Genomic DNA, 20,611 nt, shown 5'->3' with positions numbered 1-20,611 from the left:
AACTTGCTTGTTGCTGGAGTTTGGCAAAGCCGGATTTCCTGCATGTGCGGACGTAGCTCAGCTGGTAGAGCACCACCTTGCCAAGGTGGATGTCGCGAGTTCGAATCTCGTCGTCCGCTCGGTAACAACCTTGGCATCAACGATGAAGGCAGCTCCCTGGAGCTGCTTTTTTTATGCCCCTTTAGGCCCGCCCTACGGTCCACCCAACCGTTCGTCGAACATGGCGGGAAGGAAAACATCAGTGAAACTAACGGATACCCCTAAGCAGATGTCACTTTATCTAATGTGATTCGGCTCGCATACTGTACAGGGACCAAAATCACTACTACGGCACAACAGGAGCACCAGTGAATCAGCAAACCCTGGCCCGGTCGGTCATGAGACGAAAACCAATCGATGACATCGAGGAAGAGAACAAGCACAGCGGACTCTTCAAAAGCCTTGGCCTGTGGCAGCTGACGGCCATCGGCGTCGGCGGCATCATCGGCGTCGGAATCTTCTCCCTTGCCGGCCTGGTTGCCCACGGCGACGCCAACAACCCGGGTGTGGGCCCTGCCGTCCTCATCTCCTTCCTTGTCGCCGGCCTGGCGTCGGCTGCCGCTGCCCTGTCCTATGCGGAATTCGCTGGCATGATTCCCCGTGCAGGCTCGGCCTACACCTACGGCTACGTTGCATTGGGCGAGATCATCGGCTGGTTCATCGGCTGGGACCTCCTCCTGGAATACATCGCCATCGTCGCGGTGGTCGCCATCGGCATCTCGGGTTACTTTGACGCGTTCCTGTCCGGCATCGGGATCCACATGCCTACCTGGATGACCTCGACCGTGGACGAGGGCAAGGGCGGAATCATCAACCTGCCCGCCATCCTGGTCTGCCTCCTGGTCACCTGGATCCTGAGCCGGGGCACCAAGGCCTTCGGACGCTTCGAACTCGTAGCCGTTGCCATTAAGGTCATCCTGATCCTGTTCATCATCGGCCTTGGCATCTTCTACATCGACACCGAGAACTTCAACCCCTTCATGCCCAGCGGCTTTGGGCCGGTCCTCGCCGGTGCAGCCACCGTCTTCTTCGCTGTCTTCGGCTACGACGCCATGAGTACGGCTGCCGAGGAAGCCAAGGACGGCAAGAAGCACATGCCCAAGGCAATCGTGCTGTCCCTGATCATCGCCATGCTCCTGTACGTTGCAGCAACCCTGGTCCTGACCGGAATGCAGAACTACCAGGACATCGACCCCAAAGCCGGCTTCGCTTCCGCATTCGCAGGCGTGGGCCTCCCGGTGATCGCCACCATCATCTCGGTGTTCGCGGTGCTGTCCATCCTGACCGTGATGCTTACCTTCCTCCTGGGCGTTACGCGTGTCTGGTTCTCCATGAGCCGCGATGGGCTCCTGCCCAAGTGGTTCGCGGGCACCGACAAGCACGGCACCCCGCAGCGGGTCACCTGGATCGCTGGCATTGCCTCGGCCTTCCTGGCCGGTGTCTTCCCCATCAAGGAAGTCGCCGACCTGACCAATATCGGCATCCTGGCCGCCTTCGTGGTGGTGTGCTTTGCGGTGATCGTGTTCCGCTACACCAAGCCGGACGCGCCGCGCACCTTCCGCCTGCCGTTCATGCCGATTGTTCCGGCCTTCGGCGTCGTTGCGTCAGCCTTCCTCATGGCCCAGCTGCACTGGGAAACCTGGCTGCGCTTCGCAGTCTGGCTTGTGGTTGGCCTGGTCATCTACTTCGGCTATGGTCGCAAGCACTCCCTGATGAACCCCAACAGCCCACGCCACCTCGAGGACGCCAAAGTCGGCTGACCAGCGTCTCCACGGCGATGTGACTCCCCGTCACGTGACTCCTGGCGAGGGTCGCTCCCAACAATGTGACAAGGGGAAGGCGCTTCTTGACCATTCCGTCAAATGAACCCTTGGCAGGGCGATGTGTCCGGGTCTAGGGTTAAACGTGGAGGAGCGAACTGGCTCCGCGGAAGAAGGGAGGTGCCCGTGGGATTAATTGACGATCTGAAGGGCAAGGCTCAAGGACTCATTGGTGGCAACAAGGAAGCCATCAAGGACGGTATCGGCAAGGCCGGTGATTTCATCGACCAAAAGACCGGCGGCAAGTACGCAGGTCATGTGGATAAAGTCCAGAATGCCGCTTCCGATTTCGTTGGCCGCAGCGGGCAAGCCGAAAAGGCCCCGGCTGCCGAAGAAGCAGCTCCCGCCGATTCCGCACCCGCCAAGAATGAGGCTCCGTAGCCGGCAGCAGCCGGTTTGGGCTCCTTAACAGTTGCGTCAACGGGGCGTCGGTCCCGCCGAGAGGCGGCACCGGCGCCCTCGGCGTTTAAGCGGAGGGCCGTTTAAACGGAGGGCATTCAATCGCAGGCCTTCAATCGCAGGAACCAAACGTGATAGGCGTGCGACGAGCTCCGGTAACGTTGAGCCACATGCCCGCCTTCTCGCCTCGCACAGCGTCCGAGTCCCCCGTTTCTGCAAAGGAGGGTTTGGCACGCCCGGCAATCGCCGGAATCGTCACCGCGCTGGTGGGCTTTGCGTCGTCGTTCGCCGTGGTCCTGGCAGGACTTCGGGCGATGGGGGCGACGCCGGCACAGGCCTCCAGCGGACTCCTGGCGCTTACCCTTGCCGTCGGTGTGGGCGCCCTCTGGCTCTCCTGGCGTTCCCGGCTTCCCATCACCTTGGCATGGTCCACTCCAGGCGCCGCCCTCCTCGCCGGCGCGGTGATGCCCGACGGCGGGTGGCCGGCCGCCGTCGGCGCCTTCCTCGTTACGGGCGTCCTGGTCGCATTGACCGGGCTGCTGCCAGCCCTGGGGCGCCTCCTGGGCATGATCCCCACGGCCATTGCGCAGGCCATGCTGGCCGGCGTGCTGTTCACCCTCTGCCTGGCACCGTTCAAGTCCCTGGGCAGCACCCCGCTTCTCGTTGCGCCCGTCATGCTCTGCTGGCTGCTCATGATGAGGTTCGCACCGCGCTGGTCAGTCCCCGCCGCCCTCGCGATGGCCCTCGCCGTCATCGGCGTTGACCTGGCGATCAATGGAACGAGCCTCTCTATGCAGGGGATGCTTCCCGCGCTGCACTGGACAACGCCCTCGCTTACCCTGGAGGCCGTCACCGGCCTCGCGATACCCCTGTTCATCGTCACGATGGCCTCCCAGAACATTCCCGGCGTGGCGGTCCTCAAGTCCTTCGGCTTTACCGCCCCTTGGCGGTCGTCAATGCTGCTGACAGGGGCGGGGACGCTGGCGGGAGCGCCCTTTGGCGGGCACGCCATCAACCTTGCGGCATTGAGCGCAGCCCTGGCGGCAGGTGAAGAAGCCGGCCCGGACAGGAGGAGGCGATGGTTCGCGGGCTTCTCATCGGGACTGGGGTATCTGGTGCTGGCCGCGTTCTCGGCCGCGCTGACAACCATCGTTGCGGCCGCTCCCCCGGGCCTCCTTGAGGCAGTAGCCGGGCTCGCCCTTCTGGGAACCCTTGCGACGGCGATCGCGTCAGCCTTGGAGGAGGCAGGGGAAAGGGTGGGCGCCTGCGTGACGTTCCTGGTGGCGGCCTCGGGCCTTACCTTCGCCGGGATCGGCGCCCCGTTCTGGGCGCTCGTCGCAGGCCTGTTGACGCGGGCAGCCCTACAAAAGCGGAGAGCCGGCTAGGACGGTCCCCTGCATCAGGACGGTTCCCTGCGTCAGGACGGTCCCCTACATCAGGAGGGTTCGTGGTTTTGGCCTTCGCGGGCCAGTGCCGTCAACCTCGACACCGCACGGAAGTACTTCTTCATGTACCCGCCCGTCATCATGTCGTCGGTGAAAAGCTGGTCGAACGGCACACCGCTGGCCAGGATCGGAACGTCCTTGTCGTAGAGCCTGTCAGCGAGGACCACGAACCTGAGGGCAACTGCCTGCTCGGTGATGGGCTGCACATTCCGCCATACGACGGCGTCGATTCCGCCGATCAGCTGGCGGTAACGGCTGGGGTGGACGCCGGCAAGGTGATGGACAAGGGTCGAGAACTCGTCAACCGCCACAGTCTGGCCGTCGAATTCGGCGATCATCTGCCGCTTTAGGTCCTCGGTCCTGAGCGGGGCGGGCGCGGCCGGCAGGCCACGGTGCCGGTAGTCCTCGCCATCGATCCGGACGACGTCGAACTGGTCCGCCAGGACTTGGATCTCACGCTGGAAGTCGACGGCGGCAAAGCGCCCCTCGCCCAAGGAACCAGGCAGGGTGTTTGAGGTGGCCGCAAGCTTGACGCCGGCGTCGGCCAGTTCGCGCATCAGCCGCGACATCAGGACTGTGTCGCCCGGATCATCCAGTTCGAACTCGTCGATGCAGACAAGCTTGTAGTGGCTGAGCGCTTCCACTGTCTTGCGGAACGACAGCGCACCCACAAGGTTGGTGTATTCAACGAAGGTGCCAAAGGCCTTCGGACCGGGCGAAGCATGCCACAGGGAAGCCAGGAGGTGGGTCTTTCCGACGCCGAAGCCGCCGTCGAGGTAGATTCCCGCCCTCGTGTCGGGTTTCTTGGAGAAGAATTTCTTGAACAGTCCGCCTCCGCCGTCGGCGCCAACACCGTCGGCGAAGGTTTCCAGGGCCTTGACGGCGGCGGACTGGCTGGGCTGCGCGGGATCGGGACGGTAGCTGGAGAAGGACACGTCGGCGAACCGCTGCGACGGGTGAAAGCCATCAAGGAGCTCGTGCACGGAAACTGCCGGCGTGCGGGCGACGAGCTGTTCGATCTGTACCAAGGTGGTCCGTTCTGCCGATATTTGGTCCTCAGCAAGAATACCGGCAATACAAGGCTCAATACCGACCCCGTGATCAAGGCCATATTTCACTTTATGAACGGGGTGAAGCTTTCGGATGAGGGCGTGGATATTGTTGGAGGCACGCCGGGCATTCTCATGTTCGCCTGATGGTCCGGCATCCTCCGTTGTCTGTGAAAGGCCATGACTATGTCCTACCCCGTTGAAGAGAACGAGAAGTTCGCCGCGTACGCCCATCCCGAACGCCTGGTGTCCACCGAGTGGCTCGCCGCCGCCCTCAAGGACGGCGCAATCGCCGATGGCAAGCTTGTGGTCGTGGAATCCGACGAAGACGTCCTCCTGTACGAAACCGGCCACATTCCTGGCGCGGTCAAGATCGACTGGCATACCGACCTGAACGATGAAGTCACTCGTGACTACGTCAATGGCGAAGCCTTCGCCGCCCTGGCCGCCTCGAAGGGCATTTCCCGCGAGACCACCGTTGTCATCTACGGCGACAAGTCCAACTGGTGGGCGGCCTACGCCCTGTGGGTGTTTACGCTGTTCGGCCACGAGGATGTTCGCCTGCTCGACGGCGGCCGCGACAAGTGGATCGCGGAGGGCCGTGAACTCACCACTGATGTCCCCCAGCCAAAGCCAGGCGACTACCCGGTTGTGGAACGCAACGATTCGCCTGTCCGTGCGTTCAAGGAAGACGTCCTCGCCCACCTCGGGAAGCCGTTGATCGACGTCCGTTCCCCCGAGGAGTACACGGGACAGCGCACGCACATGCCGGCCTACCCCGAAGAGGGCGCCCTGCGCGGCGGGCACATCCCCACGGCCGCCTCCATTCCGTGGGCTCGTGCTGCCGCCGAAGACGGAACATACAAGGACCGCGCTGAGCTCGAAGCGCTCTACCTCGGAGAAGCCGGCCTCAAGCCCGGGGACGACGTTGTTGCCTACTGCCGCATCGGTGAACGCTCAAGCCACACCTGGTTCGCCCTGAAGTACCTGCTTGGTTTCGACAACGTTCGCAACTACGACGGATCCTGGACTGAATGGGGCAACGCCGTGCGCGTACCCATCGCCAAGGGTGCGGAACGGGGCTCGGTTCCCGCCCTGGCTGCTCGCTAGCAGCTACTCGCTAGCAGCCACTCCATAGCCAAGCCGCCGGCCAGACTGCCCGCTAGCCGACAAGCCTGATCAACCTGGATCCGCTCCCTGCCACGCACCTGGACTGCCTTGCCCGTAGTCTTTCGCCGCAAGGAGCGGATTCCTGGCTTAAATGCGTAAGCTGGAATAGATGAGTACGAACACCCTGCCCGCCGCCCTGGCGGAAATTGTTGATGACTTCCAGGCACTCTCGGAGCCCGAGCGCTTGCAGCTGCTGCTGGAGTTCTCCCGAGGCCTCCCTGAACTGCCCGAGCGCCTCACCGACCACCCGGAACTCCTGGAGCAAGTAGTGGAGTGCCAGTCTCCGCTGTTCCTGACTATCGAAGCCCAGCAGGGCGATGATGGCTCCCCCGATGCCTACCGCCTATTCTTCAAGGCCCCGCCCGAAGCGCCCACGACGCGTGGCTTCGCCGGGGTGCTGTATGAAGGATTGGACGGGCTCACCGCCGCTGAAATCCTTGCCGTCCCGGATGACATGCCCGAACTGCTGGGCTTGACAAGGGCTATCACGCCTTTGCGGATGCGCGGCATGACCGCCATGCTTGGCCGTATCAAACGCAAGGTCGCAGCCGCAGACCGCCTCCGATCCCGAAACTGACGGGCAGCAGGCATGGCCCGAAAACAGGCTTCTACTGGAACGCCGGCTACAGCCGCCCTGGCTGCCGCCAGCGTTTCCTTTGTCTCCCACCCCTATTCGCACGATCCGAGCGCACCCAGCTACGGGCTCGAAGCTGCTGAGGCGCTAGGCATCGAACCGGCCAGGGTTTTCAAGACGCTGATGGTCGAAGTTGAGGGAAGCCTCGCCGTCGGCATAGTGCCGGTGAGCGGGAACCTGGACCTCAAAGCCGTTGCAGCCGCCCTGGGGGCGAAAAAGGCAGTCATGGCGGATCCCAAGGCGGCAGAGCGCCGCACGGGCTACGTCCTGGGAGGCATTTCACCGCTGGGCCAGCGCCAGCACTCCCCCACCGTCCTTGACCTCTCCGCCCTCGGCTTCGACACGATCCTGGTCTCCGGGGGACGACGCGGTTTGGACGTTGAGCTCGCGCCCGGCGACCTCATCAGGCTCACGGGAGCGCGCACGGCCGCCATCAGCACGGCCAGGAACTAAACCGAAGCATTCTGTCCCGGGTGATTCTGGGGAGCCAGTTGACGCAGGAGCCAGGACCGTACCAGCCGCTCCCATTTCTGCGGGTCGACATTCCACTCCTTGGTGTGCCGCGCCCGCTCGAACGGCTCGAACGTCACCATTTCGGGATTCCTGCTGGCCATGCTGGCCGAGGGACCGTAGGGAACGTAATCGTCATCCACGCTGTGGATCACCAGCGTGGGAGTGCGGAGTTCCACTGCACGGGCCTCCCAGTCCATGACCTTGAGGTCCAGGGGTGCGGCCAGGCCGGTCAACCTCCTGCCGAGCGAATGTCCAAGCATGAACTGGCCGTAGCGTCCCACCATGTAGGGGATCCGGTTGATTTCGGCGTGATGGGCCAGCACGTCCACCCAGTTGACCACCGGGGCATCCAGGACCATGGCACGGATGATGTGGCGGTGCGGGGAAAGGTCGGCCGCCTGGAGGCAGACTGCTCCGCCCATGGACCAGCCGAACAGGACTATCTCGCTGGCGCCTCGGGCCAGTGCAAAGTCGATTGCGGCATCCACGTCCCTCCACTCGGTGGAACCCAGGCCGTAGCGTCCGTCCGTTGCCGAGGGGGCGAGTCCGTCGTTCCGGTAGGAGATCAGCAGGCTGTCCATCCCAAGTTCCCGGGCCGTGCGGACGGCCCGCAGGCCCTCGACCCGGGTAGCACCCCGCCCATGGACCATGATCGCGCAGATCGAGGAGGGGGTATCGGCGCCCGATGAGACAAGCCAGGCTGGTGCCTGGCCGCCGTCGACGTCGATCTTCACATCCTCAGCAGCAAGCCCGATGGCATAGGGCGAGGGATAGACAGCGCCGCTCCACCGGGCACGCCGGGCTTTGGACAGGTCTCCGCTGTACACCTCCTCCACCTCCCGCTGGACAGTACGCTCGGCAGGCGAATAGGACACGATCCTGCCAATGCGGGCATGACCCCGGTCACCGTTCCAGTACAGGCTGAAGACGCCGTCAATCGTGGTATCCGGCGTGGCGGCAAGGATGACCTCCTGGCCCCTGCCGGCACGAATGACGGCCAGGACCTCCTGGTCTTCCACCTTGGCCTTTCTGGGCGTAATGATCCGGCGCGCGAAGTAGGCGGCGAGCGCCGAGGACCCTGCCGCCAGCATTCCGGCAATCGTCGCTCCCGCAGCGATGCCCGCAATAGTCCACGTGGCGCGCGTGGACATTTTCAGGTGATCGAAGCCTGTGTCGGGCGGGGCAGGATGAACTCGAATGCGTGAAGCCATGACTTCATTCTCTCTGTCCCGGGTCCTGGAGAGAGAATTGCCGGCCCAAACGATACAGACGCATGCCGCTCGGGACTACGCTGTTCCCATGAGCGACCCCATCGTGATTCTGACCGAAGAACCGCTAGGCTCGGACGACCGCGTCAATATCTCCAGGCTTGTCGACGCCGGAGATGCGCCCCTCGTGGTACTGGTGCCGGGAAACACCGAACGCCACCTGCTGGTCGACTTCCTGGAGAATCTCTCCATGCTGGAGGTAGCGAAGGCCTTCCGGGAGTTGACTTCCTCTGCACCTGACCCGGCGGTGAAGCGCGCCGAAGCGGCAGAGGCCCTGTCCACCTCCCTGGCGGCTTTGGAAGGGCTGGGCGGCGGCGTGACCGGCGAGGTTGTCGAAGGCGACGCCGTAGCTAGCCTGGTGTCCAAGGTCAAGGAGCTTGGCGCGGGCCAGGCTGTGGTTATCACACGCCCCCATGCCATCGCGGACACTTTCCATACGGACTGGGCCAACAAGGCCCAGGATCAGTTGGGACTGCCAGTACTGCACTTGTACGCGGGTTCGGGATTTATCGGCGACTCCTGAGCGTTGTTCCTGACATGAGCACATCAGAAACTGCCCCGCAGGGAAACGCCCCGCAGGGAAAGAGCGACGCCGACTGGCGCCGTGAGCTGACGCCTGAGGAGTACCGGGTGTTGAGGCAGGCCGGCACGGAGCGCGCCTACACCGGAGAGTACTGGGACACCCACACAGAAGGTGTCTACCAGTGCCGCGCGTGTGGCGCCGAGCTATTCACCAGCCGCGAGAAATTCGATTCGCACTGTGGCTGGCCGTCGTTCTGGGCACCCCTTGCCGAGGGGAAAGTACGTTACATCCACGACAAGACCCTTGGCATGGATCGCATTGAGGTTCGCTGCGCAAATTGTGATTCGCACATGGGCCATGTGTTTGAGGGCGAGGGCTACGACACCCCCACAGACCAGAGATACTGCATCAACTCAATCTCGCTCAGGCTGATCAAGTCCGACAGCAGTGAAGAGCCGGCGGCGCCGTGACCTAAAGCAGTACGAGCTATTGCCCGCCTTCAGCTGGAGATCGTCGGCGAAGGCTTTAGCCAAAGACCTGCTTATGCTTAAACCATTCTTGGATTAGTGGAACTGTTTGCTTGCTACGCTCGCCTCAGTTCCACAAATTCGAAGGAAGGTACGTCGACAATGACCACAACCGCTATCGCGGCCCCCGCCCGGATCACCGCAGAAAACCCGGACTGGATCGCCCTCAAGGCCGCTGCATCCACGCTGCGAAACTTGCAGGCCCAGGACGGCTCCGTCCCCTCTGCGACGGACCATGCAGTGGCCGGGGACCTCGTCGCTGCCATTGTGGATTCGGTGTCCCGCCTCGCCCCCCATTTCCCGCATGATGCGCAGTACCTGGAGCTCCTTCAGCAGGATTTCCTTCGGTGGGCCGACGGCGGGTTCGCCGTTCCGGATTTCCTCGACTCCCTGCTCGCGTTCCAGCCCCAGCAGCACCGCATCGACGGCCTGCAGCACCTTGTGGTTTTTCCCATGTACACGCAGAACGGAAGCACCAGCCGCCTCGTTGAAGCCGTGCTGATCAAGGTCATCTGGCCCGAGTTCATTGCCGGTCTGGAGGCCGGAGACTACTCCAATCGGCTCTTCGTCCCCATCCGCTTCCTGGACTTCACGGCAGGGTACGACACCAACTCGGCGGTTCTCTTCCCTGAGTCGGTAGCAGTGAGGGCGACTCCCACCTTCACGTGGGGCGCCATCTTCGCCGATCGGGAAGCCGCGCGCTTCCGACATGTCACCAGGGCAGCGGCGGAGACCACGTCCCTGGAGCTTCCGGCCGGGGCAGCGGCACTCCTGGAAGACCAGGACCTCGCACAACGCACGTTCGTGATGTGGGACCTGATCCATGACCGCACGCACATGCGCGGAGACCTCCCCTTCGACCCCTTCATGATCAAGCAGCGCATGCCCTACTTCCTGTATTCGCTGGAGGAGCTGCGCTGCGACCTGACCGCCTTCCGCGAATCGGTCAGGATTGAGAAGGACGAGTCCGCGCCCGAGGACGCCCGCCGGCATGCAAAACTCGTTCAGTACGCTGTGCTCTTCGACCGCATCTTCCGCTTCGCCATCACGGGAAACCGGGTGCGAAACTACGACGGACTCGGCGGCCAACTGCTCTTCGCCTGGATGCACCAGCACCGTGTGCTGCACTGGACGGACAGCAAACTCAGGATTGACTGGGACGAGGTTCCCGGAGTGGTCATGGAACTCGGCTCGCGGATCGAAGAGCTTTACTGGCGCTCCATCGATCGACCCAAGACCGCACACTGGCTTGCTGCTTACGAGCTGATCTCGGGAACCCTGACGCCGAACCCCGCCTCCGTCTGGTCCAGGGGACCCCAGGCACTGCCACTTGATGGACCGCCGCGGGGCCTGACGGACCAGGTGCTCGACGACGAGTTCCCGCTCTCAATGTTCTACGAGGCCCTGGAGAAGAAAATGCGTCCAGTGATCGAATCAACGGCAGGCATCACTGCCGCGACCCTGGCAGGTGCCTGATGCCAGGCAGGACCAAGAACGTCGTCATCACCGGAGGCAGCGGTGCCTCCGGTGTGGCCATGGCCCGGGCCTTCAGCGAAGCAGGCTTCCGAGTGTTCACCGTCGGCTCCAACGAGGCCCGCATCAAAATGGCCGCATCGCAAGCTGGGCCGCACGTCATCCCCATTGCCTGCGACCTTGCCGACCTGGAGGCGGTGCGGGAACTGGCCGATTCAATCCGAAGGCAGTCCGGCGGTGTGGACGGAGTCATGCACCTGGTCGGAGGGTGGCGGGGAGCCAACGGGATCCAGGACCAGTCGGATGAGGACTGGAGGTTTCTGGAGGAAAGCGGGATCACCACGCTCAGGAATGTCACCCGGGTGTTTTTCGATGATCTTGCCTCATCGCCAATTGGGCGGTTTGCGATGGTGTCATCGACGGCGGTTGCGGCTCCGAAGGCCGCTGGCGCGAATTACGCTGCAGCCAAGGCCGCCGCAGAAGCCTGGACACTGGCTGTCGCCGACGGCCTTGCCACCCAGGGCGAGACGACGCGAGTCGAGCTGAAGAGCGCCGCCACGATCTTCGTTGTCCGCGCCCTCGTTGACGAAGGGATGCGCGGGAAGAATCCGCAGCGGACGTTTGCCGGGTATACCGACGTCGAAGAACTGGCGGCCGCCGCCGTCGGCCTCTTTGACCGGCCAGCCGAAGAGGTCAACGGGCGCCGCATCATCCTGGCAGACGAATAGCACCCGCAGAGCAACTACCAGCAGGCCAGAAGAACCTGCACGGCAGGACTCCAGCCTTGGATCCCTAGACTGAAAGCGTGATCGAACCAGTGACCAGCATTGTAGAAACGTCCTCGGCGGCAGGAAGCGAGGATGCACCCGGACGCCTCCATGACCCTTCCGTACGTGGTTTCGCCTCAGACAATTACTCCGGAGTGCACCCGGAAATCCTCACCGCCCTCGCCGCGGCAAACGGCGGACACCAGGTCTCCTATGGGGAGGACGAGTATACGGAACGGCTGCAGCAGGTTTTCGAATCCCACTTCGGCACCGGCATTGAGATCTTCCCCGTCTTCAACGGCACGGGCGCCAATGTCCTGTCCCTGCAATCGTTGCTGCCGCGCTGGGGAGCAGTCATTTGCGCAGCTACGGCGCACATCAATATGGATGAGAACGGGGCACCCGAACGGATCGGCGGCATCAAGCTCCTGCAGGTTCTCACCCCCGACGGAAAGCTGACGCCTGAACTGATCGACCAGGAGGCGTGGGGCTGGGGCGACGAGCACCGGGCGCAGCCGCTCGCCGTGTCCATCACGCAGACCACGGAGCTGGGCACCTGCTACACGCCCGACGAAGTCCGGGCCATCGCGGACCATGTCCATGCCAAGAGCATGAAGCTGCACATGGACGGGGCGCGCCTGGCGAACGCTGCGGCGCACCTTGACGTGCCTTTCCGGGAATTCACCCGGGATGCCGGCGTGGATATCCTCACGTTCGGCGGGACTAAGAACGGCCTGCTCTTCGGGGAGGTAGTGGTTGCACTGAATCCCGAAGCTGCCCACGGCCTGAAATACCTGCGCAAGATGAACATGCAGCTGGCCTCGAAAATGCGGTTCCTTTCCGCCCAGTTCATTGCCTTGCTCGAGGGGGGCCTCTGGCTTCGTTCGGCAGCCCACGCCAACGCCATGGCACGGAAACTGCGCGACGCCGTCGAGGAAATCGACGGGGTGGACCCAACGCAGGAAACCCAGTCCAACGGCGTCTTCGCCATCCTCCCGGAGGGCGTGGCCGATCGCCTCCGCTCCTCCTTCCGCTTCTATGACTGGAACGAGGCCGCGCGCGAAGTCCGCTGGATGTGCTCTTTCGATACCAGCGAGGCGGACGTCGACGCCTTCGTTGCCGCCATCAGGCGGGAACTTGCTATCGGTTAAGGAGAGTCCGGGGCGGCGTGCCTTCACGGAATCGCCGCCCCGGGCGCATAATCTGCGATTGTGAACGCACTTGCACAGGTTCCCGCCGAGTTTCTTCACGCGTTGGGAACGCTTCGAAAAGCACGGTGCCGCAGTGAGCTGAAGCTGGATGAAATTCCGGCGCCGGCGCGCCTGGCCCCCTATGCCGTGGCGCTTGGCGCTGAGGTTGTCAGCTCTGCTGCAGGGGCGCCGCGGACGCCGCTCCACGGTCCTGCAGCGATGGCCGCCGCGAGTACCCGATCGGCGGAGGACGAGATCGAACTCGCCACGGGCCGCTTTATCCTCCTCCATGACCCCGAGGGCTCGGCCGTCTGGGACGGGGAATTCAGGATCGTCACCTACATTCGAGCCCAGCTGGACGCCGAGATGGGCAATGATTCCATGCTCGGATCGGTGGCCTGGACCTGGCTGGTGGAAGCGCTGGAAAATCATGCGGCCGCCTACCGTGCGGCCGGCGGTACCGCGACCCGTGTGCTCTCCGAAAGCTTCGGAACCCTTGCGGGACGGCCCGACACAATCGACATCGAACTCCGGGCGTCCTGGACTCCTGCGTCTTCAGATGTCCAGGCCCACCTGGAGGCGTGGTCGGACATGGTTTGTACCTTCGCCGGCCTGCCGCCCCTGCCCGACGGCGTCACTCCCCTTCCCAAGAGAAGGCTCACCTGAGACCGGGGCCACAGTGTTCGGGGCGTATGAATTGACAGTGGGTAAACTGAAGACACCATGACCCCGCAAAAACCGGAAAACAACACAACCGGCGACCCGGTTGCTGAACCCGCCCCTCATATAACGGTGGAAGGCTTTGATAGCCGAATCCCCGTCGTCATCGATCTCGATACCCCTCGCGAAGGGGTGCCCCTCGTCATTGACACTGTCGCCGGCCTCGAACGCTGCGCCGCTGCCATCGCGGCCGGCACCGGCCCCGCCGGCGTGGATGCCGAGCGCGCATCCGGCTTCCGCTACGGACAGCGGGCCTTCCTGGTCCAGATCCGGCGCGAAGGAGCCGGAACTTGGCTGATCGACCCCGAACCCTTCGCCGACCTCCAAATCATCAATGAAGCCCTGCGCGGCGTCGAGTGGATCCTGCACGCTGCGAGCCAGGACCTTCCCTGCCTGTCCGAACTGGGCATGTGGCCGGACAAGTTGTTCGACACCGAACTCGCAGCCCGGCTGGCAGGCCTCCCCCGGGTCGGCCTGGCCGCCGTCATTGAACAGCTCCTGGGGTTCGGCCTCGCCAAGGAACACTCCGCCGCCGACTGGTCCACCCGTCCCCTGCCCGAACCCTGGCTGCGGTATGCGGCCCTCGACGTCGAAGTCCTCGCCGAACTGCGCGAGGAACTCATCGAGCTCCTGGAGAAAGACGGCAAGCTGGAGTTCGCGCTGCAGGAGTTCGCGGGCATCCTGGCCGCAGGCCAGGCTCCCCCGCGCATCGATCCCTGGCGCAAGACTTCGGGCCTGCACCAGATTCGCGACCGTCGGCAGCTGGCCGCCGTGCGGGAACTCTGGCAGGAACGGGATCAGCTGGCACGGAAGCGTGATGTGGCTCCCGGCCGACTCATCCCGGATTCCGCCCTGGTTGCCGCGGCGAAGGCGCTTCCCGCCACGGTTCCCCAGCTCCTCTCCACCAAGGGATTCCACGGCCGCTCGGCACAACGGGAAGCCCCGCGCTGGCTCCGGTGCATTGCCATCGCCAGGAACCTCGAGGAGCTGCCGCCGCTTCATTTGCCGACAAACGCGCCGCCTCCGCCCCGGGTTTGGTCGGACCGGGACCCCGATGCTGCGCAGCGGCTTTCCACCGCCCGCCCCAGGCTGCAGGCTGCTGCGGACGAACTGAACATTCCCGTCGAGAACATCCTCACGCCCGACTTCCTGCGCCGCATCGCTTGGCGTCCGCCGTCGACCATTGACGGGGCCACCGTTGCTGCTGAGTTGCGAGCACTCGGTGCCCGTGAATGGCAAGTCACCCTCGCTGCCCCGATCCTCACGGAGGCCTTCCTGAACCCGCAGCCGCTTCCTCCGAAGCAGCCCAAGGAAGCCACCGCAAACGGAACTACGAACGCAGCCGCCAACACTATCAAGCTGCACAGCTAGCCAACAGGACCAGCCACAGATGCGGCCAAGCCCCCTGCACGCAAATAGCACCGCAGGGGGCTTTTCCTTGCGTGCTAAGTTACTGGCGAGTAACATCGAAAGGGTTGATTGCGTCCCAAAAGTGCGGGACGCGGATCCAGAGTCTTCATCATCAATGTCTCAATGAGGAGTAAACGTGAGCCAGACCCGGAGCAGCTCGCCCCAGAGAAGTATCCGCGACGTCGTGTTTGTGGACGGCGTCCGTACGCCCTTCGGAAAGGCCGGGGAGAAGGGCATCTACGCCGGAACCCGTGCCGACGACCTCGTCGTTAAGTGCATTCGGGAACTTATGCGGCGGAACCCGTTTCTGCCGGCCGAGCGGGTGGACGAGGTCGCGATCGCGGCAACTACCCAGACCGGTGACCAGGGCCTGACAATCGGCAGGACTGCCGCCCTGCTGGCCGGGCTCCCCCGCACCGTGCCGGGCTTCGCCATAGACCGGATGTGTGCGGGAGCAATGACCGCAGTGACGACGACGGCCAGCGGCATCGGCTTTGGCGCGTACGACGTCGTCATCGCCGGAGGCGTGGAGCACATGGGCAACCATCCGATGGGCGCGGGAGCAGACCCCAATCCACGCTTTATGTCCGAGCGGCTCGTAGACCCCGCGGCCCTGAACATGGGCAACACGGCGGAAAACCTGCACGACCGCTTCCCCCGGATCACCAAGGACCGGGCCGACGCCTATGCGGTCGCGTCCCAGTCCAAACTTGCTGCCGCCTATGGACAGGGCCGGATCCAACCCGACCTGGTCCCGGTAGCGACAAGGAAGGCCGGGCAGGGCTGGACCGTGAACAGCGTCGACGAACCGCCCCGCCCGGGCACCTCCCTTGACGACCTGGCCTCGCTGCGGACGCCTTTCCGCGCCCACGGCAGGGTCACCGCAGGAAACGCTGCCGGCTTGAACGACGGCGCCAGCGCCTGCGTGCTGGCATCTGCCGACGCCGCCGAGGAACTCGGCCTCCCCGTCAAAATGCGCCTGGTGTCCTACGCCTTCGCAGGCGTCGAACCCGAAGTTATGGGAATCGGTCCCGTGCCCGCCACCGAGAAGGCGCTGCGGAACGCGGGACTGCACATCTCGGACATCGGACTGTTTGAAATCAACGAAGCCTTCGCCGTTCAGGTGCTCAGCTTCCTCGACCACTTCGGCATTGCCGACAACGACCCCCGGGTCAACCGCTACGGCGGCGCGATCGCAGTGGGCCATCCCCTCGCATCCTCCGGGGTACGCCTCATGAACCAGCTGGCGCGCCAGTTCGAAGAAGATCCGTCAGTCCGTTATGGCATGACGACCATGTGCATAGGCCTGGGCATGGGAGCCACCGTAATCTGGGAGAATCCCCACCACGCCGAATACGCGCTGAATCCCCACTCCACAGCAGAGACCACCGCCGATACCGTCACTGCAACCGCCACCGCAACAGAAGGAGCCGCCGTATGAGCGCCGCCGATTTCCGCCAACTCGCAGCACTCTTCCCGGATGAGACCGTCACGCATTCGTACGTCCAGGACATCGAGCTTCCCTCCGTAGCTGACAAGCCGAGTACCGGAACCTTCGCCCTGATCACACTGGATAACGGCCTCGATCATTCCAAGCCGACTACTCTGGGGCCCAACACCCTCGTGGAACTCGGTACGGTGCTGGAAGGCCTGAAGGAGCGCGCCGCACGTGGCGAGATTTCCGGCGTCGGCGTTACAGGAAAGCCCTACTACCTCGTTGCCGGGGCCGACCTCTCAGCTGTGAAGAGGCTGAAGGAGCGGGAACATGGGCTCTGGATGGCCAGGCTGGGCCACGAGGTTTACGCCACCCTGTCCAACCTGGGCGTGCCCAGCTTTGCCTTCATCAACGGCGTGGCCCTGGGCGGCGGGCTGGAAATCGCGCTCCAGTCGAACTATCGGACCGTGTCCTCCGGAGCTGGCGCCCTGGCGCTGCCCGAGGCGTTCATAGGCCTGGTGCCTGGCTGGGGAGGCGTCTACCTGCTGCCCAGGCTCATCGGCCCCGAGAACGCCGTGAAGGTGATGATCGAAAATCCCCTCAGCAACAACCGCACCGTTTCTGGTCCGGAGGCCTACCAACTGGGCATCGCCGATGCGATGTTCGAGCCCGCGGACTTCCTTGAACGATCCCTGGAGTGGGCTGCTCGGGTCATTTCCGGGGAGGTCACTCCTGAACGGGCCAATGCAGTGGATGCAGCGGACGCCGCAGTGGCGGCGCGCTGGGCTGCTGCCGTGGAATCCGGTCGTGCCTTTGTCGAGGCGAAAACTTCAAACGCGGCCCCCGCGCCCGGCAAGGTCCTTGACATCATGGAGGCCAACAGGACCACGACCCAAGCGGAGTCCGCTGACCTCGAATGTGCAACACTCGCGGACCTGATGCAGACTGACGAGTTCCGGGCCACCGTCTATGCCTTCCTTGACCTCGTCCAGAAGAGGTCCAAGCGGCCGGCAGGCGCCCCCGACGCCAGGCTTGCACGTCCCGTCACCAAGATCGGCGTCGTTGGCGCCGGGCTGATGGCAAGCCAACTGGCGCTTCTCTTTGCCCGGCAGCTCAAGGTTCCCGTGGTCCTGACCGATGTGGACCAGGAGAGGGTGGACAAGGGCGTGGGCTTTGTCCATGCGGAGGCAGACAAGCTCCTGGCAAAACGGAAGATCTCTGCCGATGCGGCAAACCGCCTCAAGGCCCTCGTGACCGGTTCAGTCTCCAAGGAGGCGTTTGCGGACGCCGACTTCGTGATTGAAGCGGTGTTCGAAGAGCTGCAGGTCAAGAAGCAGGTTTTTGCGGAGGTTGAAGCCATTGTTTCAGCGGAATGCATCCTCGCCACCAACACGTCCAGCCTGTCGGTCACGGAAATGGCGGCCGACCTGCAGCATCCGGAACGGCTGGTCGGCTTCCACTTCTTCAACCCAGTGGCTGTCATGCCGCTTGTAGAGATCGTCCGGGCACCAAAGACGGCCGACTCGGTACTGGCTACCGCCTTTGAGCTGTCGAAGGGTCTCAAGAAGACGGGGGTCCTGGTCAAGGACGCGCCCGCGTTTGTGGTGAACCGCATCCTGCTGCGTCTTATGGGCGAAGTCATCTCCGCCTTCGACGAAGGAACTCCTGCCGAAGTGGCGGACACCGCGCTCCGCCCCATGGGCCTGCCCATGACACCCTTCACCCTGGCAGCCATGGTCGGCCTTCCGGTAGCCCAGCATGTCCAGGAATCACTGCACGCGGCATTCGGCGATCGCTTTCCGGTCTCCCAGAACCTGCAGAAGCTCATCGATAACGGCGTGAAGAGCCTCTGGGTTCCCGGCCCCGACAGGACGCCCGTCATTCCGGCCGAGACACTGTCGCTAATGTCCTTCGACAACAGGCCCTCCGGCAGCGATGAAGTCCTTCGCCGCACTCAGGACGCGCTGGCAGAGGAAATCGGCCTCATGCTGTCAGAAGGAGTCGTGGCCGGACCCGAGGACATCGACCTGTGCGTGATCCTGGGCGCGGGCTGGCCCATGTTCCTGGGGGGAATTACCCCCTACCTGGATCGGACAGGCGCTTCCGAGCGGGTCAACGGCCGACGGTTCCTGCCGCCGGGAGTAGCGTCAGCCGCCTAGGCTCCTCGACTACGGTTGCTCAGGAGGCCTGCTGTCCGATGTTGCTCCGAGACGTAAGGTCCGCGCGAAAGCGCCGATTGAACCCAGGAGTTCCTCGAAGCACTGTTCCGGATTGTTCCGCATAACAATCCTCGCGTTCGGCTTCCCGTCCCAATGCCGACCAAAGTCGGCCACCGTGGTCCCCCTCAACAATGGAGATTCTGTCTCCACTTCCACGGTGGCCGACTCCGCTACGAACTCCGCCCTACCGATCGCGACTGCTGCCGCGAAGGCGTCATGGACGTGGGCCACATAGCCCTGTCCATGGCGTCGGTGGAATTCCAGGTAGAACCGCAGCGCATCGGACAGGCAAGCTACCAAGGGGTTATCAGAAGAGCTTCGATCCCCTTCTCGCTGGTCCGGATGCATCACTTCCGGCGGCATGGAGCCTGCCTTTTCTCCGAGGAGCCGCACATGCTCGGGCCGCAATTCGATGCGTTCGGTTGTTTCGAGGGCACAGACCACCGGCAGCTTCTCTTCGGGCAGGCCACGATACGCGGCGAAGACTTCCTTTGCAGCGTGCGGGTCGACGGAAACATTCCATTCGGCCGTGGGCGTCGTATTGCCGGGATAGTTGAAGCATCCGCCCATGAGAACCAGCCCCTTGAGGAGCAGCGGGAGGTCCGGCTCTTCCCGTAAGGCAAGGGCAAAGTTCGTGAGCGGACCCGTCACCAGGCCTGTGATCTCCCCGGGATGGGCGCGGACCTCGTCCACCCAGATTTCGACGGCGTGCCGCTCCGACAGCTGCCTTGCCGGTGCCGGCAGCGTTGCGTAGCCAAGCCCCTGAGGTCCGTGTGTCTCCTCGGTGGTTCGCAGCTTCAGTTCAAGGGGCTGCTCGGCTCCCAAGGCTACCTCGACGTCGGACCGGCCGCACAGTTCCAGCAGGGCGAGGTTGTTCTTCGCCACTTGCCGGGCATCGACGTTCCCCCCCGTGCACGTAATGGCCTGGAGATGGACTTCCGGCCTGGAGAGCAGGTAGACCAGCGCCACGGCGTCGTCGATGCCCGTGTCCGCGTCCAACAGGATCCGCAGCTGCTCCCGCTCCATCAGAACAATGCCACTTTCGGGCTGCGGGGGAAGATCTCGTCCAGCTCCGCCCGCTCGCTGTCTGTCGGCACCCAGCAAACAGCCTCGGCATTCTCGCGGACCTGCTCCGGGCGCGTGGCCCCGGCAATAACGCTTCCGACGGCGGACTGGGCGGCCAGCCAGGAGAAGGCCAGCTGGACTTCGCTCAGGCCGCGCTCCTTCGCGAACTGGCTGAAGCGATCCAGCTGTTCCCAGTCGGCGTCGTGCACCAGGTGGGTTCGGGTGTGGCTGAGCCGTGAACCGGCAGGGGCGTTTCCCTGCGAGTACTTTCCGGTCAGCAGTCCATTGGCCAGCGGGAAGTAGGGAAGGACGCCCAGGCCATAAGCCCTGGCGGCGGGCAGCACCTCCAGCTCCGCCCGCCGATCCAGCAGGTTGTAGTGGTTCTGTGCGGAAATGAATCGTGCAGTACCCAGGTTCCGCGCCACGAACTCGGCCTCGGCGATCTGCCAGCCCGCGAAATTGGAGTGGCCGATGTAACGGACCTTCCCGCTTGTCACCAGGTCATCGAGGGCAGCAAGGGTTTCCTCGATGGGCGTCTGGGGATCCGGGCTATGGAACTGGTAGAGGTCGATCCAGTCGGTATCCAGCCTGCGCAACGAGGCCTCGACTGCCTGGATGATGTAGCGCCTCGACCCTCGGGCTCCAAAATCCCTGCCGTTGGTGCCGCGCATGTCCAGGCCGAATTTGGTGGCGATAATGGCGTCATTCCGTCGGCCGGCCAGAGCCCTGCCGAGCATGACTTCACTGAGCCCGGGTTCGCGGCCGTAGCTGTCAGCGACGTCGAAGAGAGTGATTCCGGCGTCGAGGGCTGCAGAGACTACTGCGTCGGTCCCCTCTTGGGACTGGGTGGCGGTGTTGGCGCGTCCGAGGTTATTGCAACCGAGTCCCACAACGGAGACGGCAAGTCCGGAACGTCCAAGGCGGCGGTAATGAATCATGGATTCA

19 protein-coding genes and 1 tRNA gene are annotated in these 20,611 nt (G+C 63.8%); 16 read left to right on the top strand and 4 right to left on the bottom strand.

Going from position 1 to position 20,611, the window contains the following annotated elements; translation table 11 throughout:
- Positions 1 to 46 precede the first annotated feature (46 nt).
- From J7E82_RS01075 to J7E82_RS01060, 4 genes are all read left to right on the top strand, one after another.
- A tRNA-Gly gene (locus J7E82_RS01075) sits at positions 47 to 119 on the top strand.
- Between the two features lie 258 nt (positions 120 to 377).
- On the top strand, positions 378 to 1,799 hold the full coding sequence (locus tag J7E82_RS01070) for an amino acid permease (RefSeq protein WP_251041295.1): 1,422 nt from the start codon (positions 378 to 380) through the stop codon (positions 1,797 to 1,799).
- A gap of 180 nt (positions 1,800 to 1,979) precedes the next feature.
- On the top strand, positions 1,980 to 2,240 hold the full coding sequence (locus J7E82_RS01065; protein ID WP_214859511.1) for an antitoxin: 261 nt from the start codon (positions 1,980 to 1,982) through the stop codon (positions 2,238 to 2,240).
- Positions 2,241 to 2,428: 188 nt separating this feature from the next.
- Complete coding sequence (locus tag J7E82_RS01060; RefSeq protein WP_214859509.1) at positions 2,429 to 3,643, top strand: benzoate/H(+) symporter BenE family transporter; 1,215 nt, start codon at positions 2,429 to 2,431, stop codon at positions 3,641 to 3,643.
- Positions 3,644 to 3,693: 50 nt separating this feature from the next.
- Here J7E82_RS01060 and zapE read toward each other — a convergent pair whose 3' ends face one another.
- Entirely contained in the window at positions 3,694 to 4,731 is a 1,038-nt protein-coding gene (gene zapE, locus J7E82_RS01055) for a cell division protein ZapE (protein ID WP_214859507.1), read from the bottom strand.
- Positions 4,732 to 4,938: 207 nt separating this feature from the next.
- Here zapE and J7E82_RS01050 point away from each other — a divergent pair, with 207 nt between their 5' ends.
- From J7E82_RS01050 to ybaK, 3 genes are all read left to right on the top strand, one after another.
- The gene (locus J7E82_RS01050; RefSeq protein ID WP_214859506.1) at positions 4,939 to 5,862 is read left to right on the top strand and encodes a sulfurtransferase; all 924 of its coding nucleotides are present in this window, start codon (positions 4,939 to 4,941) and stop codon (positions 5,860 to 5,862) included.
- 169 nt (positions 5,863 to 6,031) lie between these two features.
- A complete protein-coding gene (locus J7E82_RS01045; protein WP_214859504.1) occupies positions 6,032 to 6,499 on the top strand; it encodes a SufE family protein in 468 nt (155 codons plus the stop codon).
- Positions 6,500 to 6,511: 12 nt separating this feature from the next.
- Positions 6,512 to 7,009 carry a Cys-tRNA(Pro) deacylase gene (gene ybaK / locus J7E82_RS01040; protein ID WP_214859503.1) on the top strand — a complete coding sequence of 166 codons (498 nt, stop codon included), beginning with the start codon at positions 6,512 to 6,514 and terminating at the stop codon, positions 7,007 to 7,009.
- Here the strand turns inward: ybaK and J7E82_RS01035 are convergent.
- Positions 7,006 to 8,280, bottom strand: coding sequence for an alpha/beta hydrolase family protein (locus tag J7E82_RS01035; RefSeq protein WP_374223572.1), 1,275 nt, complete (start codon positions 8,278 to 8,280; stop codon positions 7,006 to 7,008). The two genes, ybaK and J7E82_RS01035, sit on opposite strands and share 4 nt — an antisense overlap.
- 88 nt (positions 8,281 to 8,368) lie before the next feature.
- On the opposite strand from J7E82_RS01035, the gene J7E82_RS01030 reads away from it, so the two are divergent.
- The 9 genes from J7E82_RS01030 (at position 8,369) to J7E82_RS00990 (ending at position 18,541) form a co-directional block, all read left to right on the top strand.
- Positions 8,369 to 8,860: a hypothetical protein gene (locus J7E82_RS01030; RefSeq protein ID WP_214859502.1), complete on the top strand. Its 492-nt coding sequence runs from the start codon at positions 8,369 to 8,371 to the stop codon at positions 8,858 to 8,860.
- 14 nt (positions 8,861 to 8,874) lie between these two features.
- On the top strand, positions 8,875 to 9,330 hold the full coding sequence (gene msrB, locus J7E82_RS01025; RefSeq protein ID WP_214859499.1) for a peptide-methionine (R)-S-oxide reductase MsrB: 456 nt from the start codon (positions 8,875 to 8,877) through the stop codon (positions 9,328 to 9,330).
- A gap of 159 nt (positions 9,331 to 9,489) precedes the next feature.
- Positions 9,490 to 10,863 carry a DUF6421 family protein gene (locus tag J7E82_RS01020; protein ID WP_214859493.1) on the top strand — a complete coding sequence of 458 codons (1,374 nt, stop codon included), beginning with the start codon at positions 9,490 to 9,492 and terminating at the stop codon, positions 10,861 to 10,863.
- A complete protein-coding gene (locus J7E82_RS01015; RefSeq protein ID WP_214859491.1) occupies positions 10,863 to 11,588 on the top strand; it encodes an SDR family oxidoreductase in 726 nt (241 codons plus the stop codon). Before J7E82_RS01020 ends, J7E82_RS01015 begins: the two co-directional genes overlap by 1 nt.
- Positions 11,589 to 11,677: 89 nt before the next feature.
- Complete coding sequence (locus tag J7E82_RS01010) at positions 11,678 to 12,778, top strand: low specificity L-threonine aldolase (RefSeq protein WP_374223573.1); 1,101 nt, start codon at positions 11,678 to 11,680, stop codon at positions 12,776 to 12,778.
- 57 nt (positions 12,779 to 12,835) lie between these two features.
- Positions 12,836 to 13,483 (top strand): DUF3000 domain-containing protein, encoded by a 648-nt coding sequence (locus J7E82_RS01005; RefSeq protein WP_214859629.1) that lies wholly within the window; start codon positions 12,836 to 12,838, stop codon positions 13,481 to 13,483.
- A gap of 57 nt (positions 13,484 to 13,540) precedes the next feature.
- A complete protein-coding gene (locus J7E82_RS01000) occupies positions 13,541 to 14,908 on the top strand; it encodes an HRDC domain-containing protein (protein WP_214859481.1) in 1,368 nt (455 codons plus the stop codon).
- Between the two features lie 175 nt (positions 14,909 to 15,083).
- Positions 15,084 to 16,388: a thiolase family protein gene (locus J7E82_RS00995; RefSeq protein ID WP_214859474.1), complete on the top strand. Its 1,305-nt coding sequence runs from the start codon at positions 15,084 to 15,086 to the stop codon at positions 16,386 to 16,388.
- Positions 16,385 to 18,541, top strand: a complete 2,157-nt coding sequence (locus J7E82_RS00990) for a 3-hydroxyacyl-CoA dehydrogenase NAD-binding domain-containing protein (RefSeq protein WP_214859473.1) — start codon at positions 16,385 to 16,387, stop codon at positions 18,539 to 18,541. The genes J7E82_RS00995 and J7E82_RS00990 overlap by 4 nt, the downstream gene beginning before the upstream one ends.
- Positions 18,542 to 18,550: 9 nt before the next feature.
- On the opposite strand, the gene J7E82_RS00985 is transcribed toward J7E82_RS00990, so the two are convergent.
- Both J7E82_RS00985 and J7E82_RS00980 read right to left on the bottom strand, forming a co-directional pair.
- Positions 18,551 to 19,627 carry a nucleoside hydrolase gene (locus J7E82_RS00985; protein WP_214859472.1) on the bottom strand — a complete coding sequence of 359 codons (1,077 nt, stop codon included), beginning with the start codon at positions 19,625 to 19,627 and terminating at the stop codon, positions 18,551 to 18,553.
- On the bottom strand, positions 19,627 to 20,604 hold the full coding sequence (locus tag J7E82_RS00980; RefSeq protein ID WP_214859471.1) for an aldo/keto reductase: 978 nt from the start codon (positions 20,602 to 20,604) through the stop codon (positions 19,627 to 19,629). The genes J7E82_RS00985 and J7E82_RS00980 overlap by 1 nt, the downstream gene beginning before the upstream one ends.
- Between the last annotated feature and the right edge of the window lie 7 nt (positions 20,605 to 20,611).

This window comes from Arthrobacter sp. ISL-30 (genome assembly GCF_018613855.1).
In the GTDB taxonomy this organism is placed as follows: Bacteria; Actinomycetota; Actinomycetes; order Actinomycetales; family Micrococcaceae; genus Arthrobacter.
This window is presented reverse-complemented; position numbering and strand designations above follow the sequence as displayed.

Excerpts from the sequence above, each read along its gene's own strand:
- J7E82_RS01070 (WP_251041295.1), top strand. The coding sequence starts at position 378 with ATGAGACGAAAACCAATCGATGACATCGAGGAAGAGAACAAGCACAGC.
- J7E82_RS01060 (WP_214859509.1), top strand. The coding sequence starts at position 2,429 with ATGCCCGCCTTCTCGCCTCGCACAGCGTCCGAGTCCCCCGTTTCTGCA.
- J7E82_RS01050 (WP_214859506.1), top strand. The coding sequence starts at position 4,939 with ATGTCCTACCCCGTTGAAGAGAACGAGAAGTTCGCCGCGTACGCCCAT.
- J7E82_RS01045 (WP_214859504.1), top strand. The coding sequence starts at position 6,032 with ATGAGTACGAACACCCTGCCCGCCGCCCTGGCGGAAATTGTTGATGAC.
- ybaK (WP_214859503.1), top strand. The coding sequence starts at position 6,512 with ATGGCCCGAAAACAGGCTTCTACTGGAACGCCGGCTACAGCCGCCCTG.
- J7E82_RS01035 (WP_374223572.1), bottom strand. The coding sequence starts at position 8,280 with ATGGCTTCACGCATTCGAGTTCATCCTGCCCCGCCCGACACAGGCTTC.
- J7E82_RS01030 (WP_214859502.1), top strand. The coding sequence starts at position 8,369 with ATGAGCGACCCCATCGTGATTCTGACCGAAGAACCGCTAGGCTCGGAC.
- msrB (WP_214859499.1), top strand. The coding sequence starts at position 8,875 with ATGAGCACATCAGAAACTGCCCCGCAGGGAAACGCCCCGCAGGGAAAG.
- J7E82_RS01020 (WP_214859493.1), top strand. The coding sequence starts at position 9,490 with ATGACCACAACCGCTATCGCGGCCCCCGCCCGGATCACCGCAGAAAAC.
- J7E82_RS01015 (WP_214859491.1), top strand. The coding sequence starts at position 10,863 with ATGCCAGGCAGGACCAAGAACGTCGTCATCACCGGAGGCAGCGGTGCC.
- J7E82_RS01000 (WP_214859481.1), top strand. The coding sequence starts at position 13,541 with ATGACCCCGCAAAAACCGGAAAACAACACAACCGGCGACCCGGTTGCT.
- J7E82_RS00990 (WP_214859473.1), top strand. The coding sequence starts at position 16,385 with ATGAGCGCCGCCGATTTCCGCCAACTCGCAGCACTCTTCCCGGATGAG.
- J7E82_RS00985 (WP_214859472.1), bottom strand. The coding sequence starts at position 19,627 with ATGGAGCGGGAGCAGCTGCGGATCCTGTTGGACGCGGACACGGGCATC.
- J7E82_RS00980 (WP_214859471.1), bottom strand. The coding sequence starts at position 20,604 with ATGATTCATTACCGCCGCCTTGGACGTTCCGGACTTGCCGTCTCCGTT.